This is a genomic window from Pacificibacter marinus (genome assembly GCF_018860665.1).
In the GTDB taxonomy this organism is placed as follows: Bacteria; Pseudomonadota; Alphaproteobacteria; order Rhodobacterales; family Rhodobacteraceae; genus Celeribacter; species Celeribacter marinus_A.
In genome coordinates, this window is record NZ_JAHKPK010000060.1 from 166,220 (window position 1) to 180,395 (window position 14,176).

Annotated in this window: 17 protein-coding genes; 5 read left to right on the forward strand and 12 right to left on the reverse strand. The window is 54.6% G+C overall.

The window, feature by feature from the left end:
* Positions 1-3 precede the first annotated feature (3 nt).
* The gene (locus KO497_RS16755; RefSeq protein ID WP_215945152.1) at positions 4-702 is read right to left on the reverse strand and encodes a helix-turn-helix transcriptional regulator; all 699 of its coding nucleotides are present in this window, start codon (positions 700-702) and stop codon (positions 4-6) included.
* Between the two features lie 326 nt (positions 703-1,028).
* Here KO497_RS16755 and KO497_RS16760 point away from each other — a divergent pair, with 326 nt between their 5' ends.
* The 4 genes from KO497_RS16760 (at position 1,029) to KO497_RS16775 (ending at position 3,723) form a co-directional block, all read left to right on the forward strand.
* Complete coding sequence (locus KO497_RS16760) at positions 1,029-1,244, forward strand: twin-arginine translocase TatA/TatE family subunit (RefSeq protein ID WP_215945101.1); 216 nt, start codon at positions 1,029-1,031, stop codon at positions 1,242-1,244.
* An 83-nt stretch (positions 1,245-1,327) separates the two neighbouring features.
* The gene (gene tatB / locus KO497_RS16765) at positions 1,328-1,969 is read left to right on the forward strand and encodes a Sec-independent protein translocase protein TatB (protein WP_215945102.1); all 642 of its coding nucleotides are present in this window, start codon (positions 1,328-1,330) and stop codon (positions 1,967-1,969) included.
* On the forward strand, positions 1,966-2,871 hold the full coding sequence (tatC, locus tag KO497_RS16770) for a twin-arginine translocase subunit TatC (protein WP_215945103.1): 906 nt from the start codon (positions 1,966-1,968) through the stop codon (positions 2,869-2,871). The genes tatB and tatC overlap by 4 nt, the downstream gene beginning before the upstream one ends.
* Positions 2,872-2,880: 9 nt before the next feature.
* Positions 2,881-3,723: an ATP-binding protein gene (locus tag KO497_RS16775; protein WP_215945104.1), complete on the forward strand. Its 843-nt coding sequence runs from the start codon at positions 2,881-2,883 to the stop codon at positions 3,721-3,723.
* An 89-nt stretch (positions 3,724-3,812) separates the two neighbouring features.
* On the opposite strand, the gene KO497_RS16780 is transcribed toward KO497_RS16775, so the two are convergent.
* The 3 genes from KO497_RS16780 to surE form a co-directional block, all read right to left on the reverse strand.
* Positions 3,813-5,027 (reverse strand): LysM peptidoglycan-binding domain-containing protein, encoded by a 1,215-nt coding sequence (locus tag KO497_RS16780; protein WP_252729751.1) that lies wholly within the window; start codon positions 5,025-5,027, stop codon positions 3,813-3,815.
* A gap of 73 nt (positions 5,028-5,100) precedes the next feature.
* The gene (locus KO497_RS16785) at positions 5,101-5,742 is read right to left on the reverse strand and encodes a protein-L-isoaspartate(D-aspartate) O-methyltransferase (protein WP_215945105.1); all 642 of its coding nucleotides are present in this window, start codon (positions 5,740-5,742) and stop codon (positions 5,101-5,103) included.
* The gene (gene surE / locus KO497_RS16790; RefSeq protein ID WP_215945106.1) at positions 5,739-6,521 is read right to left on the reverse strand and encodes a 5'/3'-nucleotidase SurE; all 783 of its coding nucleotides are present in this window, start codon (positions 6,519-6,521) and stop codon (positions 5,739-5,741) included. Before surE ends, KO497_RS16785 begins: the two co-directional genes overlap by 4 nt.
* A 121-nt stretch (positions 6,522-6,642) precedes the next feature.
* On the opposite strand from surE, the gene KO497_RS16795 reads away from it, so the two are divergent.
* Entirely contained in the window at positions 6,643-7,038 is a 396-nt protein-coding gene (locus KO497_RS16795) for a VOC family protein (protein ID WP_252729752.1), read from the forward strand.
* A 5-nt stretch (positions 7,039-7,043) separates the two neighbouring features.
* Here the strand turns inward: KO497_RS16795 and KO497_RS16800 are convergent, their stop codons facing one another.
* The 8 genes from KO497_RS16800 to KO497_RS16835 form a co-directional block, all read right to left on the reverse strand.
* Positions 7,044-7,724: an SDR family NAD(P)-dependent oxidoreductase gene (locus KO497_RS16800; protein WP_215945108.1), complete on the reverse strand. Its 681-nt coding sequence runs from the start codon at positions 7,722-7,724 to the stop codon at positions 7,044-7,046.
* A gap of 47 nt (positions 7,725-7,771) precedes the next feature.
* Positions 7,772-8,281, reverse strand: a complete 510-nt coding sequence (locus KO497_RS16805) for a DUF2199 domain-containing protein (RefSeq protein WP_215945109.1) — start codon at positions 8,279-8,281, stop codon at positions 7,772-7,774.
* A 99-nt stretch (positions 8,282-8,380) separates the two neighbouring features.
* Positions 8,381-9,850 (reverse strand): amidophosphoribosyltransferase, encoded by a 1,470-nt coding sequence (gene purF, locus KO497_RS16810; protein WP_215945110.1) that lies wholly within the window; start codon positions 9,848-9,850, stop codon positions 8,381-8,383.
* A 112-nt stretch (positions 9,851-9,962) separates the two neighbouring features.
* Complete coding sequence (locus KO497_RS16815) at positions 9,963-10,595, reverse strand: class I SAM-dependent methyltransferase (RefSeq protein WP_215945111.1); 633 nt, start codon at positions 10,593-10,595, stop codon at positions 9,963-9,965.
* 113 nt (positions 10,596-10,708) lie between these two features.
* Positions 10,709-11,263, reverse strand: coding sequence for a CvpA family protein (locus KO497_RS16820; RefSeq protein ID WP_215945112.1), 555 nt, complete (start codon positions 11,261-11,263; stop codon positions 10,709-10,711).
* Positions 11,264-11,350: 87 nt separating this feature from the next.
* Positions 11,351-12,721 (reverse strand): DNA repair protein RadA, encoded by a 1,371-nt coding sequence (gene radA, locus KO497_RS16825; RefSeq protein ID WP_215945113.1) that lies wholly within the window; start codon positions 12,719-12,721, stop codon positions 11,351-11,353.
* Positions 12,722-12,804: 83 nt separating this feature from the next.
* On the reverse strand, positions 12,805-13,245 hold the full coding sequence (locus KO497_RS16830; RefSeq protein ID WP_215945114.1) for a paraquat-inducible protein A: 441 nt from the start codon (positions 13,243-13,245) through the stop codon (positions 12,805-12,807).
* 41 nt (positions 13,246-13,286) lie between these two features.
* Complete coding sequence (locus tag KO497_RS16835) at positions 13,287-14,153, reverse strand: DNA repair protein (protein ID WP_215945115.1); 867 nt, start codon at positions 14,151-14,153, stop codon at positions 13,287-13,289.
* Positions 14,154-14,176 lie beyond the last annotated feature (23 nt).

Genomic DNA, 14,176 nt, shown 5'->3' on the forward strand with positions numbered 1-14,176 from the left:
GATTCAGAGGCGTTTTTTCGCTTTGATTTCGTCAACCTGAGCCAAGTAATCTTGCAAGCTTTGCCCCGCTTCATCTGTAAACGTTGCGCCAGTGTCGATCAGCGCCTCGATGCGGTCCACCCGAAACACCTGAAAGCCATGTCGTAATGCGCACCAAGCCGTCATGGTCCAAACCCGTCCCCAATATTCCAATTGTAACGGGCGGATAAGACGTGTTGAAGTCGTATCATCCAGATCTAAGTAATTCATACGGATGAGTTTTTTCTCGCGCACGGCGTCGCGCAACAGCGGCATATGCTTAAATCCAGCGGCGGCATCCGCAAAGGGATAGACCGCGAACCCCCAGCCTGTGCCGGGTGGACCTGCGTTTTCTGGCAGAACCGCATCGATTTTGGCCGCTAAACTTTGCGCCGATGTCGACAGATCAGGATCGGTGGCCTCTCCCAAAATCGCCACGGCCAAATGCAGCGCTTCCAATTCGCCCATGGTCAGGTTCATTGGCGGCAAGGTGATCGGCGCTGTGATTGTATACCCAACGCCACGTTCGCCCTCTACAGGCACACCAGAGGCCCGCAAAGTTGCCATATCGCGCCAGATTGTGCGTTCAGACACGTCCAAATGTTTGGCCAAATCGCCCGCTGTGTGCAATGCACCATCGCGCATGATTTGAATGATATCAAACAGGCGGTCGCTGCGCTGTATTCTTGATTGTTTGCCCTTTGCCACAGTTTATATCGCTTGGGCGCGCGCAAAGGGGGCGGGGCGCATGTTGGCACGAAAACCAACAGTTTCAATAATTTGAATATTTTCCATCATGCGCTCCGATTCGACTGAAGGACCTCAGTTTTGTGCTTTCTCAACTGACATATACCTGTCAGTATGGAAATTCTAGACGAATGGAACGCGCCAATGTTGTGCATCCATCAGATTTTGTAAATTTGGTGCTTTTCCTCGGCAAATTCCACGTTAAGTCTATATCAGATGAATTTTTAGGCGGACGCAGGGTGTCCGCGAACAGGAGAAAGACTATGCTTAACAATATCGGTATTCCGGGCCTTCTGCTGATCGCTGTCGTGGTTTTGGTTCTTTTTGGTCGCGGCAAAGTGTCGGGTCTTATGGGCGAAGTGGGCAAAGGCATCACAGCGTTCAAAAAGGGCGTCAATGACGGCACCAAAGAGATCGAAGACGAAACTGCAGAGGCAGCAAAAGACGTCACTGAGACAGTTGAAAAAGACAAAGTCTAATTCGCTGGCTGTTGGATTTCGGGGCGGGACTGGTTTGCCAGATCGCCCCTGCTGTTTTGTGACGCATTGAAAGGCGATTCCACATGTTTGACATCGGTATGTCCGAACTCCTGATCATCGGGATTGTGGCTCTTATTGTGGTGGGCCCAAAAGATCTGCCGGGGATGTTTCGCACGCTTGGTCGCTTCACCGCCAAGATCAAGGCTATGGGGCGCGAATTTTCGCGTGCGATGGAAAATGCCGCCGATGAGGCGGGGGTCAACGAGATCAAAAGCAGCCTGAACGCCGCAGCCAACCCCAAGAAATTTGGGTTGGACAAGCTGAAAGAGGCCGCGAGCGATTTTGAAAATTGGGATCCGATGAAATCGGAGGACACCAAAGCGCCCCCCAAGCCTGAAATGACCGAAGAACGCGCAGCCGCGGCCAAGAAAATCAGTGACGCCACTGCGAAATCTGCCACGGCGCGCAAAGCGGTTGAAACGGCGGATGCAGAGACCGCAGATGTGGTGAAAACGCCAGTCAAGAAAGCCCCTGCTAAAAAGGCTCGGGCCTCGAAAACCCCAGCCAAAACCTCTGCGAAAGCAACTGCGGCTAAAGCGACAGCTCGCAAAACCGCACCGGCAAAGACTACAGCAACCAAGACCGCAGCAACCAAGACTGCAGCCGCCAAGAAAACGCCCCCCAAAACCAAGCCTGCTAAGACCAAGAAAGAAGGCGACGCATGAGCCAAACAGACACAGCCCAAGACGAGGTCGAAGACAGCACTGCCCCTTTGATCGAACATTTGGCAGAATTGCGCACGCGGCTTATTCGGGCCGTGTTGGCCTTTTTCGTGGCGATGGTGATTTGTTTTTCCTTTGGCGGCGCGATTTTGGATTTCTTGCTCATGCCGATTGAGAAAACCATGCGCTCTTTGGGCAACCCAAATCCTGTTATGCAGTACACAGCGCCGCAAGAATACTTCTTTACGTTGATCCGCATTTCTATGGTTGGCGGGCTGATGCTGTCGTTCCCCGTGATCGGACATCAGTTGTGGCGCTTTATTGCGCCGGGCCTATACCGTAATGAAAAGAATGCGTTTCTACCGTTTTTGATTGCCTCGCCTGTGTTGTTTTTACTGGGGGCGGCTTTTGCCCATTACATCGTCGTGCCATTGGCGATGGCGTTCTTTCTTGGCTTTGCTGACTTGCCGTCTTTCATGGCTGCACTCGTGGCCTCAGGTGGGGATACGAGCGCGGCCACTGCCAGCACGGGCATCGATATTGTGTTCAACGGCAAGGTCAACGAGACGCTTGATATCACTTTGAAAATGATCGTGGCTTTCGGGCTGTGTTTTCAATTGCCTGTATTATTGACGCTCATGGGCAAAGCGGGCTTGGCCACAGCGCACGGGCTGCGCTCGACGCGCAAATACGCCGTTGTTGGCATTCTATTGGTCGCCGCTTTGGTAACGCCGCCTGATGTGACAACGCAGTTGATTTTATTCGTTGTGGTCTATGGCCTCTACGAGATTTCGATCTTCCTTGTGGCGCAAGTCGAGAAAAAGCGTACAGCAGAATTGCGTGCGGCTGGTATTTTGGACGAAGACGAAGAGCTGTATGGCGACTTCGATGACGACGATAAGTAAGGGTAGGACATGGCCAGTAAGACATTAAAACGCATTGCAAATGCATTGGACCGCATGGCGCCGGCACCTGAGGCTGCCCCTGATTTCGACGCTGCAGACGCTTTTGTGTGGCACACAGGACCGGACCGTTTGGTGCCTGTCGCACAGGTCTCAAAGGTTGATCTGTCGCTGTTGATCGGCATCAATCGGTCGCGCGATACCTTGCTGGCTAATACGCTGCAATTTGCCCGTGGTTTGCCTGCGAACAACGCACTTTTATGGGGCGCGCGGGGCATGGGTAAATCATCACTGGTCAAAGCTGTTCATGGCGCTGTTTGTGCTGAGGGATTTGCGTTGAAAGTGGTTGAGTTACAGCGCGAAGACCTGCCCACTGTGGGGCGTTTGCTGGATCACTTGCGGGCCTCAAAGCATCGTTTTGTGTTGTTTTGCGATGATCTGTCTTTTGGCCATGATGACGAACATTACAAATCGCTCAAAGCGGTTCTGGATGGCGGGATCGAAGGGCGACCTGAGAACGTGCTGTTCTACGCCACATCCAATCGCCGCCATTTAATGCCGCGCGATATGATCGAAAACGAGCGCTCGTCGGGCATCAACCCATCTGAGGCAGTCGAGGAAAAAGTATCTCTGTCAGATCGTTTCGGTCTGTGGCTTGGCTTCCACCCGTGCAGCCAAGATGATTATTTGGCAATGATCCGTGGCTACTGTACCACCTACGGGATCGAGATCGACGACGAGACCCTGCGCGCCGAGGCGATCGAATGGCAAGCGACCCGAGGCTCGCGTTCTGGCCGTGTGGCATGGCAGTTCTTTGTCGATCTGGCGGGACGCAAGAGCGTGGCTCTGGGGTAGGGGCAGCCCTGCTTATCAGGTTTCAAAACATAACAATCAAAAAAGCCGCCCCAATTTGGAGCGGCTTTTTTCTGTGATTGAAACAGTGCTTAGTTCAAGTAAGGCGTTGGGTCGACCGTTTGCGTGCCTTTGAACACCATAAACTGCAAGGCGTTGAATTCATTGGCGGTTACCTTGGCGATGCTTTGGCCTTTCGAGACCGTATCGCCTTTTTTGACAGTCAGTGAATCGATAAAGCTATAGGCCGTTTGCAACCCGTCACCGTGGTCGATCACCATGATCTGAACACCGTCCGCATTGGTGGACACCAGTTTCACAGTGCCCGCTTTGGCCGCTTTCACCGTGGTGCCGGCGGGGGCAGAGAACAGCACGAATTTGGATTTCGTTTTATCATAGTCACGAATGATCGGGCCTGACACTGGCTTGGTCATCTCTGAGTTTGATGTTGATTGTGTTGAGCCCAAGTTGGGCGCTGGCGTACTTGGTTTTACCGGTTCTGCTGTCGCCTCTGCGGGGTCGGGCAATGGGGTTGCCGCCGAAGGCGGTGTCGGTGTTGGCGTCGCTGTGCCGCTTCCGGGTGTTGCTGTGTCTGCCACGGGAGCGGCGGTGCTTTGTGCTGTTTTCACAGGGATCAAAACATAGCGGCCTTCTTGTACGGCAAGGTCAGAGCCAAGGCCGTTCCAGTCAGATAGCGCGCGCACAGACACACCGTATTGGCGCGCGATGGAATAGGCGGTTTCGCCGCGTTGCACTTGGTGGCGCACGGGTTCTGTCGAAATATCCGAGGTATTTGGTTTCGACATTGAAGACGTCGCCGCAGGGGCATCCAGAGGCGTTTCGGTCAAAACCTCATTGGCCAGTGAGCTCACGTCAATGCGTTCACCTGATGCAATCGTGCCCGTGGCCACTGCCGTCGATGTTCCGATGCGGCGGGGCAAGGCGATCACTTCGCCGCTGCGCAATTCTACACCGTCTGGAATGCCGTTGTACTGCGCCAATTCAGCAGGGGACATTCCGATGCGATTGGCGAGCGTGTCGATGGTATCGCCTTTGCGCGCAACCGCCACTTGGTAATTTGGATAGGAAATGACGCCATTTTCATCGGCTTTTGGCTTTGCGGCGGTATTGGCCTCAAGGGCTGCTGGCGCGGTTGAAAACGCGTCCGTTAAGCCGCGCAGATCGAAATCTAGTGGTTTGTCACAGGCGCTCAACGCCAAGGCAGCGCAGCCATACATGGCCAAACGATGCAGGGCCAAACGGCGTGGTTTACGGGGGCGGACGGGTGCCAACTGGATATATGTCATTGCTCGATCCTCAAATCTTCGGGTCGTTGCCCGCGGGGGTGTTGCCCCGAAAAATTGGCCCAACAGAGGGCGGTTACTCTTGACCTATTCCCTCAAGCAGGGGCACAAAACGCACGGCGCGCAGTTCTTCGTAATCAAATCCTTTTTCAAGGCGTGTGACCTTGATCAGGCTTTGCACTGTATCAGACTGACCCACAGGCACCACCATGATACCGCCAACACGCAGCTGAGCCAAGAGGGGCCCTGGCGGGTCTTCGGCGGCAGCGGTCACGATAATGCGATCAAAGGGGGCCTGCTCGGGTAAACCATGGCTGCCATCGGCAGAAAACGCAGTGATATTGACGATGCCAAGCCCGTCGAACACCTCTTGGGCCTCGCGCACCAAACGCGAAAACCGATCGACAGTATAGACGCGCCGCGCCAATTGGCTGAGCACCGCCGCTTGATAGCCAGATCCAGTGCCCACCTCTAATACTTTATCGCGCGGTTGCACGTTCAAAGCCTGGGTCATCAGCCCTACGACTGAGGGCTGCGAAATCGTCTGGCCGCAAGCAATCGGCAAAGGCATGTCTTCATAAGCGCGTTCAGCAAACAGCCCGCGGACGAAACGACCACGATCGACTTTCTCCATCGCAGACAGAGTGCGGCTGTCGGTGACGCCTTTTGAGCGCAGCGTGTAGAGAAATTGCATTTTACGTTCGTCAGCTGGCGTCATTGCAGCGCGGCCTCGACATCGGAAAGTGCATCATGGGCTGTTAAATCGGCACGCATTGGTGTGACAGAAATTTCGCCCGCCAAATTCGCCGAGACATCGGTACCCGCACCCGTTTCCACATTTTGCGCAGAGCCAGTGACCCATAAAAACCGCCGACCTGACGGGGACAACTGCGCCTCAACCGCAAAGCCCGATCCCTGACGCCGCCCTTGGCGTGTCACCGCAATTTCACCTGTCTCATCTGCTGACACAGGCGGAAAGTTGACGTTGTAAAACAGATTGTAATCCGCCCCATCCCAAGGCGCCTTGGCCAAAAGACGACGCACAACCGTGGCACCGTGTTTGGCAGCACTTTCAAACGGATCGTCTAAATCGTTGTTGTCTGCGCCAAAAAACTGGCTCATGGCGATGGCTTTAACGCCTTGCAAGGCCGCTTCCATCGCACCACCGATGGTGCCGGAATACATGACATTTTCGCCCGCGTTGTTGCCGCGATTGACGCCGGATAACACCAAATCAGGGCGTTCGGGCATCACGTCGTGCAAAGCGGCCAAAACGCAATCGGCAGGGGAGCCTTCTGCGGCCCAGCGGCGCGGTGCAAGTTCGGAAATCATCGTGGGATGGGCGTAGGAAATGCAGTGGCCAACGCCGGATTGCTCGAACGCGGGCGCCACGACCCAAACCTCGCCGTCGGGGCCTGCCAGCTCGGCTGCGATGCTTTCCAAAGTCACAAGTCCCGGTGCGTTGATACCGTCGTCATTGGTGATGAGAATGCGCATGATTTCGCTGCCTTTTGCCCGTCTGTTCCCTCTTCCATAAAGCAGGTCGCGAATCACGGCAAGGCAGGGTTGTAGCCTTTGAGCGTTTGTGGGCACTCTTAGGCAAAGAATGGAGAGTTTTATGCCAAAACCGATCTTAGATGCCGTTGCTGTTAGTGCGACAGACATGACGCGCGCCAAAACCTTCTACACGTTGCTTGGGTTTGAGTTCGACGGCGGGTTCGTTAGTGATGACCATATCGAGCCAATACGCCGATCCGGCGAGCCACGTTTGATGATCGACAGCGCGGCTTTGATGGAAAAACTCAACGGCGAGGCACCGCGTGCGCCGAACCATTCGGTATTTGCCATGCTCTGCGACAGCCCCGCTGAAGTCGATGCCTGCGTGGCGCAGATTAAAGCGGCAGGGTTTGCGGTTTTGACCGCGCCTTGGGATGCCTTTTGGGGGCAGCGCTATGCGACTGTGGCCGATGCGGATGGCTACCGCATCGATCTATTTGCGCCGCTAGAGGGCTAAGTGGCTTAAAGCAGACCTGCCAAAGCCAGCAAACGTGGAGCTTCGTCCCGTGGATGCACAAGCGCCTCTTTGCCTTCCCCCGGATGGAACCGCGCCCGTGTGCCTGTGGGCATGGGGTTCGGTTGCACGATATGAATGCGCGGCGCTTTGTCCGAGTTCTGCGTTTCCGCTTGCCAGCTTTTCGCCATAGCGATCTGCGCGGCCTTTGACGCACCATAGCCACCATAGAATTTTTCGCCCGCATGCGGATCGTCAAAGAACATCACGTCAGAACGTCGTGGCCCCATGTTGAGCAAAGGACCAACCATGGGGATCAGCTTGCCCGTGGCGGTGATATTGGTGCCGATAGTACGGTCCAAATCTTTGGGGTCCAAATGATCCGCTGGGGACAACAGTTGCGCGTAAACCGCGGTATGCGCCCAAAAATCCAAATAGCCCCAACGGTCGTAAATGCCGCGACACAGATGCGCCATAGCGTCAGGATTGGTGATATCCATCGGTGCCAGCGTCGCGTCGCCCCCCTTGGCTTTGATGCGATCATCAAGCTCTTCAAGCGCGCCCGTGGTCTTGGCCACGGCAACAACGTGATACTCAGGGGCCAAGCTTTCGGCCAAATGGAAACCAAGGCCGCGTGAGGCGCCAGTGACCAATGCAATTTTCGGTGCGGTTTTGGGGTGATCTGTCATAAGCAAGATGTGCGATCAATTGGGCGCATGGTCAAGAGGGCAAAACCTTAGGACTTCGATAAATCGTCGCGGCTTAATGTCCCTGTGGCTTCATAGAGATCAAGCAGCTGGTCAACTGAGATGTCTTTTGCACCATTATCAAGCGTCGCGGTCGGGCGAGCCGCTGCATCTGTAAAGCTCAACGATACTGCGCTGCCCAAAGCTGCGAGCGGCCCCAAATCTGATGACAGTTGGCCATCGCAAGCCGCAGGTAAATCCCCACCATCAAAGGTTTCGATATAGGCGTAAAAGCTCGCGTCTTGAACTTTGACCCAAAGCGCCAGCACCACATGATCGTCTGATCCGCGGATGGGCAGGCTCAGCGTGGCACAAATGAACCGCTGATCGCCAAAACGGCACAGCTCTGAGGCCAATTGATCATCACCCTCTTTGACAAAAGGCGTCTCATTGCGGGGCGCGTGGGTCCAAGCGGCAGGGTGATCAAAGCCGATATCCATAACCCCGCCCATATCTTGCAAAGCACGCCAACGCGGATCGAGGTCTAGAATTGAGGTCATGAACAGGCCTTAAAAAATGGGGGTATAAATGCGTTTCATAAAGAAACCGCCGCGCCAAATCAATGGTGCGGCGGCTTTATAGGTTTTGTCTATCAGCGCTTATTCAGCGGCTGTTTTCAACTCGAAACCTTTGGAAATCATGTCTGTCGGTTTCACAGGGTAGTCGCCGGTGAAACAGGCGTCGCAATACCGTGGTGCGGCGGCGTCGCGACCTGAGGCCACGCCAGCGGCACGGTACAGCCCATCGATTGAGATAAACTGCAAGCTGTCCACGTCCAAATGCTTACACATTTCGTCCACGGTCATGTTGGCGGCCAAAAGCTTGTCACGGTCGGGTGTGTCCACACCGTAGAAACAGGGCCACATGGTGGGCGGTGAAGCGATGCGGAAATGCACTTCGGCTGCTCCCGCATCCAGCAACATGTCTTTGATCTTTTGTGATGTCGTGCCGCGTACAACAGAATCGTCAACCAAGATGATGCGTTTACCTTTGATCAGGGCGCGGTTCACGTTGAGTTTCAGGCGCACACCCATGTTTCGGATCTGCTCTGAAGGTTCAATAAACGTCCGTCCCATGTATTGGTTGCGGATGATGCCCATGCCGTAGGGAATGCCACTTTCATGCGCATAACCAATGGCCGCCGGTGTACCTGAATCTGGCACAGGGCAAACGAGATCGGCCTCCACAGGCGCTTCACGGGCCAGTTCAACACCGATTTGGCGGCGCGTCTCATAGACTGATCGGCCTTCCAAAATACTGTCTGGGCGTGAGAAGTAAACGTGTTCGAAAATGCAAAAGCGCGAGTCTGTGCGTTCGAACGGGTGAAAGCTTTCAACTTTGCCTTGCGAGATGACAACCATTTCACCGGGTTCAATTTCGCGTACGAACTCTGCACCGATGATATCCAGCGCGCAGGTTTCAGATGACAAAGCATAGCCGCCGTCGCCAAGCTTGCCCAAAACCAACGGACGCACGCCGCGTGGATCGCGCACACCGATCAATTTGGTGCGGGTCATAGCGACCACAGAAAAAGCGCCCTCGACCCGGCGCAAGGCATCTTTCATTCTTTCTGGAATGTTGCGCTGCAAAGATCGCGCCATCAAGTGAATGATGCATTCTGAATCTGATGAAGATTGAAAAATAGACCCGCGGTCGATCAACTCGCGTTTGAGCGCATCGGCGTTGGTGATATTGCCGTTATGGGCTATGGCTGCACCACCCATTGAGAATTCGCCAAAGAAAGGCTGCACATCGCGGATCGCGGTGGAGCCTTTTGAACCAGCGGTGGAATAGCGCACATGGCCGATCCCGATGGGTCCGGGCAGCGTTTCCATGACTTTCTGGCTGGTGAATGTATCGCGGACGTATCCGAAACGACGTGCCGATTGAAAGCCGGCGTCTGCATCGTGTGTTACGATCCCGCCTGCTTCTTGGCCGCGGTGTTGAAGCGCGTGTAATCCGAGTGCGATAAAGTTGGCTGCATCTGCAACACCAACAACGCCAAAGACGCCGCATTCTTCTTTGAGTTTATCGTCGTCAAACGGGTGAGCAGGGGGCATCTGGCGCATGGCATCAGGCTCCGAATCCAAGGGCTGCATTTCGTCTTTCGTTTAGTCCCTTACGGCAGCCATGTCACGAAAGGATCACAAAAGAATTCGAATCATTTGGTCAAAATGGACCTCAGGCAGGCTTGCGGGCCACAATAAAGGTCGCATCTTTGGGATTTGCGCGCCAATAATCTTCGATTTCAAATCCGGCGGATCGCATTTCATCCAAAAGATTATCCTGCGTGAAGCTGACCAAGCTTGGCAAAATCGGAACGGCTCGGAATAAGGGGGCCAATTTGGCGATCATGGGCGACATATCTTTGATACAAGCGGTCGATGAAATGAAAACCCCGCCCGCAGATGTCAGCGCGTAGGCCTTACGAATGGCGTGTTTCCAATCGGGTTGCAGATGCAACACGGACAGCATCAACACGGCGTCATAGCTCTGATCTGTGCCAAGATCGTCCAAGCCCTTATGTTCAAACACCACATTTGCAATGCCGCGTGCTTTGGCTTGTGACTGTGCATGTTCGACCATTTTATGCGCGAAATCGATCCCCGTGACCTGCGTCACAAAGGGCGCGTGCGTCATGGCCGTGTTGCCCGATCCGCAGCCAACCTCCAAAATAGACCACTCAGGTTTGAGCAAGCTTTGGGTTTGCGCCAGTTTACGTTCATAGGTCGCCTGATCCGCGACATCGCCAGCAATGTATTTCTTGGCAATGAGATTCCAAAAGGTGGGCGATGGTGTCGCGATAGGTTTCATGCTGCGCTTTCTGGGATCAAGGTGTAAGAGACCTTGCATACATGGGAAAGGCGGCCCTGCTATTCAAGCAAGCGCCGCCTTCATCTGTCTTTTAACGTGACAAAAGCCGCCGTTTATTCTGTGCAGACGCCAACCAAGCCCTCATAGCGCTGGGTGATCCAGCCTGGTGCATCCGCGGGGATGCTTTCGTCAATGCGCGATTGTGAGCGGTCAAAGACTTTGACAGTGCGCGAATCTTCCAAAACCGCGATGCGGTCCCCCGTGGACACGCGATCCACGATCACCAATGCGATGGCCACCAAAAGAATGCCGCGAATGACGCCAAAGAAAAAGCCAAGCCCCTGATCGATACCGCCAAGCGCCGATCGCTGCACGGCTGAGGACAGCAGCGGCGTAAACACGGACACGACAATCAACGCCAGTGCGAAGACCGCAAAAAATCCGCCGATGACGCCCAATTCGCAGCTGTCAGAAATATAGCCACCCAAAACTGGGATTTCTTTGACCAATGGCATGGCTTGCGGAGCAAAAATGTAACCTAAAATCGCGGCGACGATCCAACCTGCGATGGCCATGCCTTCACGGACAAAACCGCGTGAATAGGCCAAAAGCGCGGATACGATGATCACGAGGGCCACGATTGCGTCGACGATGGTAAAGCCTTCCATGGATGCTTTGCCTTTCTATATGTCGGGTGTGTACATCACCCGTTGATCTCTCACGTGCTGATTTAGCCCGCACCAAAATGCGCGCTATTAGCCCGCACCAAAAACGTCGCCAACAAAGCCGACAAGATCGTCCATATAACGAATCTGCATGCCAGTTCCATCCCCTGCTTTCGAACGGGATGGTGCGATTGCAGATGAAAAACCAAGTTTTTGCGCTTCTTTCAACCTGTTTTCGGTCTGATTGACCGGACGCAGCCCTCCAGACAGCGACAGTTCCCCGAAAACCACACAGTCTTTGGGAATTGCCGTGTCTTCGCGCGCAGATAATAAAGCCGCAGCCACGGCCAAATCGGCGGCAGGTTCGGTGACTTTCATGCCGCCTGCGACATTCAAGTACACATCCAACCCCGCGAATGGGATGCCGCAACGCGATTCGAGCACCGCCAAAATCATCGACAACCGCCCGCCATCCCAGCCCACAACCGTGCGCCGCGCTTGGGCATTTGGCGATGGAGCCACCAGTGCTTGGAACTCAACCAAGACAGGTCGCGTGCCTTCAATGCCTGCAAAAACCACAGACCCCGCCGTGGGCTTGTCGCGTTCCGACAAAAACAACGCCGATGGATTGGTCACTTCGCATAAGCCATCGCCGGTCATTTCAAACACGCCGATTTCTTGCGCTGGCCCAAAGCGGTTTTTCACTGCGCGCAACAAACGGAAATGATGCCCGCGCTCGCCTTCAAAATACAAAACCGTATCGACCATATGTTCAACCACGCGCGGACCAGCAAGTTGTCCGTCTTTGGTGACATGGCCAACAATGATCACCGCCACGTTGCGCGATTTGGCAAAGGTCACGATTTCATGCGCCGCCGCGCGCACTTGGCTGACAGACCCCGGCGCGCTTTCGACGTTGTCCGCCCACATGGTTTGAATGGAATCGATGACCACCAGATCAGGTTCTTCGGCTTCCAATGTGGTCAAAATATCGCGCAGATTGGTTTCAGCGGCCAGTTTCACGGGGGCATCGCCAAGGCCAAGCCTTTGGGCGCGCATCCGCACTTGGGCCGAAGATTCCTCGCCCGAGACATAGATCGTCTTCAGGCCCGCCTGCGCGAATTTAGCAGCCGCTTGCAACATCAAGGTGGATTTGCCGATGCCTGGATCACCGCCCACCAAAATCGCTGAAGCTGGCACAAGCCCGCCACCCAAGACGCGGTCCAATTCGCCCAAACCACATTCTGTGCGGGGGGGCGGGGCTTCTTTGGTGGACAGATCGCTCAACGGCACCGTCTTGCCGCGCATGCCACCGAGTGTTTTCTTGGACGGACCGGATTTGGACAAAGGTTTTTCTTCGACAATCGTGTTCCAATCGCCGCAACTGTCGCAGCGCCCCGACCATTTGGTGTACACAGCCGCACAGGCACTACAGGTGAAATTGGTTTGGGCTTTGGCCATGTGGTGCTCCGCTCGGGTCAATCGCACGGTGTGTTCGTGCTATGTTCTCTTTTGTCCGTTGTAGCGTTAATCAGCGGCTGCGATCAAGCGGCTTTGTTTTTATGGGCGAAAATACTTAAACCCAGCGAGGCCAAAACGCAGCCCGTGAACAGATACAGCCCCCAGCCGACATCCACGCGCCCGATGCCTAGACCCTTTATGACGGTGATATAAATGGCGATTAAAAACACATCTGCCATGGCCAAACGCGCCAGATGAAACAGATAGGGCTTCACGCGGGCGGTCAACCAGCCTCCGAGCAGCCCCTCAAGTGCGATCACCTTGGCGATAGGGGCGATCAGGGCCAGAATCACGACAATGAGGGCCAGTAAAATGTCGGTGTTCCACAAGCTTTGCACGCCTGACAGGACCGAAATTTCTGTCATGCCAAAGATCGGCAAAAGACCCGCGCGCAGCAAGGGGGCCGCCCAAGCGATGGGGAATAAAATCAACAGCGAGAGGTTCAAAAGGCGGGGCACAGTCATGGCCTAGAGGTGGCGATACCGCGCACAACTGTCAAGCGCGCTTAGTTTGGTCGCTCAAATCCGCTGCCCTGTCTGTCTGCTTCTGTAAGGCTTTTTGCAGCACTGCCCGATGACAAAGGCACGACTTTGCCATCATCCACTTTGGCCTCAACCAGATCGCTGTCATCGCGGCGGTCTTCGTCCATCTCATACCCAAGTTGTGGCAAGATTTCTTTGAGATCTTTCTCAAGGCGATCCATCTGGCGGTTGGCCTCCAATTCAGAGGCTTCGACGTCATTTTGCCAGCGCTGTAATTCCTGTGTTACAGTCAAGGCAAGACTGAGGTTCTCGTTGAACCTGTCCAGTTCCTCTTGGCGATGACGTAAAAATTCTTTGGCCCGTGCGACTTTGGGTTCTGAATAAACCAAAGCCAAGTCGCGGGTCATATGTGACATCTGTGCTGCCAATTCCAAAATTTCAGGCTCCAGATGACCTAAATCAGGGTGCTTGCGCATTCTGTCCAAACGGTCCCGCATGTCTTCAAATTCCGAGGATAGCGCAAATACGCCACTGCGATCTTCTGCGTGCGAAATTTGGTACGCTCTGGCCACATCATCCATCGACAGTTTGAAATCGCGGTGCGACCGTTCCAAGCGTTGGATGTGATGCACGCCGGGTAAAAAGGCGCAAAGCCCGATCAACAGCGCGGTGCCCAAGGATTGCACCCAAATACCGATAGCTAGGCTCTCGTCGGATGCGGAAATCAGGTTCAATGACAGCCATGGGATGACGCCTAGAAACGACAAAACAGTTGCAATGGTCGCTGTCAAAGCAAGGGCGATCAGAAGGCCCTGAGTTGCAAGCTGGACAATGTTGCGCAAATTGCGCCCAGCCGTCCAAGCCGGTGCTGTTTGATCTTGTATCATCATCGTTACCCCACGTTCGTTGCCCA

Coding starts and splice junctions, on each gene's coding strand:
- KO497_RS16760 (WP_215945101.1), top strand. CDS start 1,029: ATGCTTAACAATATCGGTATTCCGGGCCTTCTGCTGATCGCTGTCGTG.
- tatB (WP_215945102.1), top strand. CDS start 1,328: ATGTTTGACATCGGTATGTCCGAACTCCTGATCATCGGGATTGTGGCT.
- tatC (WP_215945103.1), top strand. CDS start 1,966: ATGAGCCAAACAGACACAGCCCAAGACGAGGTCGAAGACAGCACTGCC.
- KO497_RS16775 (WP_215945104.1), top strand. CDS start 2,881: ATGGCCAGTAAGACATTAAAACGCATTGCAAATGCATTGGACCGCATG.
- KO497_RS16780 (WP_252729751.1), bottom strand. CDS start 5,027: ATGACATATATCCAGTTGGCACCCGTCCGCCCCCGTAAACCACGCCGT.
- KO497_RS16785 (WP_215945105.1), bottom strand. CDS start 5,742: ATGACGCCAGCTGACGAACGTAAAATGCAATTTCTCTACACGCTGCGC.
- surE (WP_215945106.1), bottom strand. CDS start 6,521: ATGCGCATTCTCATCACCAATGACGACGGTATCAACGCACCGGGACTT.
- KO497_RS16795 (WP_252729752.1), top strand. CDS start 6,643: ATGCCAAAACCGATCTTAGATGCCGTTGCTGTTAGTGCGACAGACATG.
- KO497_RS16800 (WP_215945108.1), bottom strand. CDS start 7,724: ATGACAGATCACCCCAAAACCGCACCGAAAATTGCATTGGTCACTGGC.
- KO497_RS16805 (WP_215945109.1), bottom strand. CDS start 8,281: ATGACCTCAATTCTAGACCTCGATCCGCGTTGGCGTGCTTTGCAAGAT.
- purF (WP_215945110.1), bottom strand. CDS start 9,850: ATGCGCCAGATGCCCCCTGCTCACCCGTTTGACGACGATAAACTCAAA.
- KO497_RS16815 (WP_215945111.1), bottom strand. CDS start 10,595: ATGAAACCTATCGCGACACCATCGCCCACCTTTTGGAATCTCATTGCC.
- KO497_RS16820 (WP_215945112.1), bottom strand. CDS start 11,263: ATGGAAGGCTTTACCATCGTCGACGCAATCGTGGCCCTCGTGATCATC.
- radA (WP_215945113.1), bottom strand. CDS start 12,721: ATGGCCAAAGCCCAAACCAATTTCACCTGTAGTGCCTGTGCGGCTGTG.
- KO497_RS16830 (WP_215945114.1), bottom strand. CDS start 13,245: ATGACTGTGCCCCGCCTTTTGAACCTCTCGCTGTTGATTTTATTCCCC.
- KO497_RS16835 (WP_215945115.1), bottom strand. CDS start 14,153: ATGATGATACAAGATCAAACAGCACCGGCTTGGACGGCTGGGCGCAAT.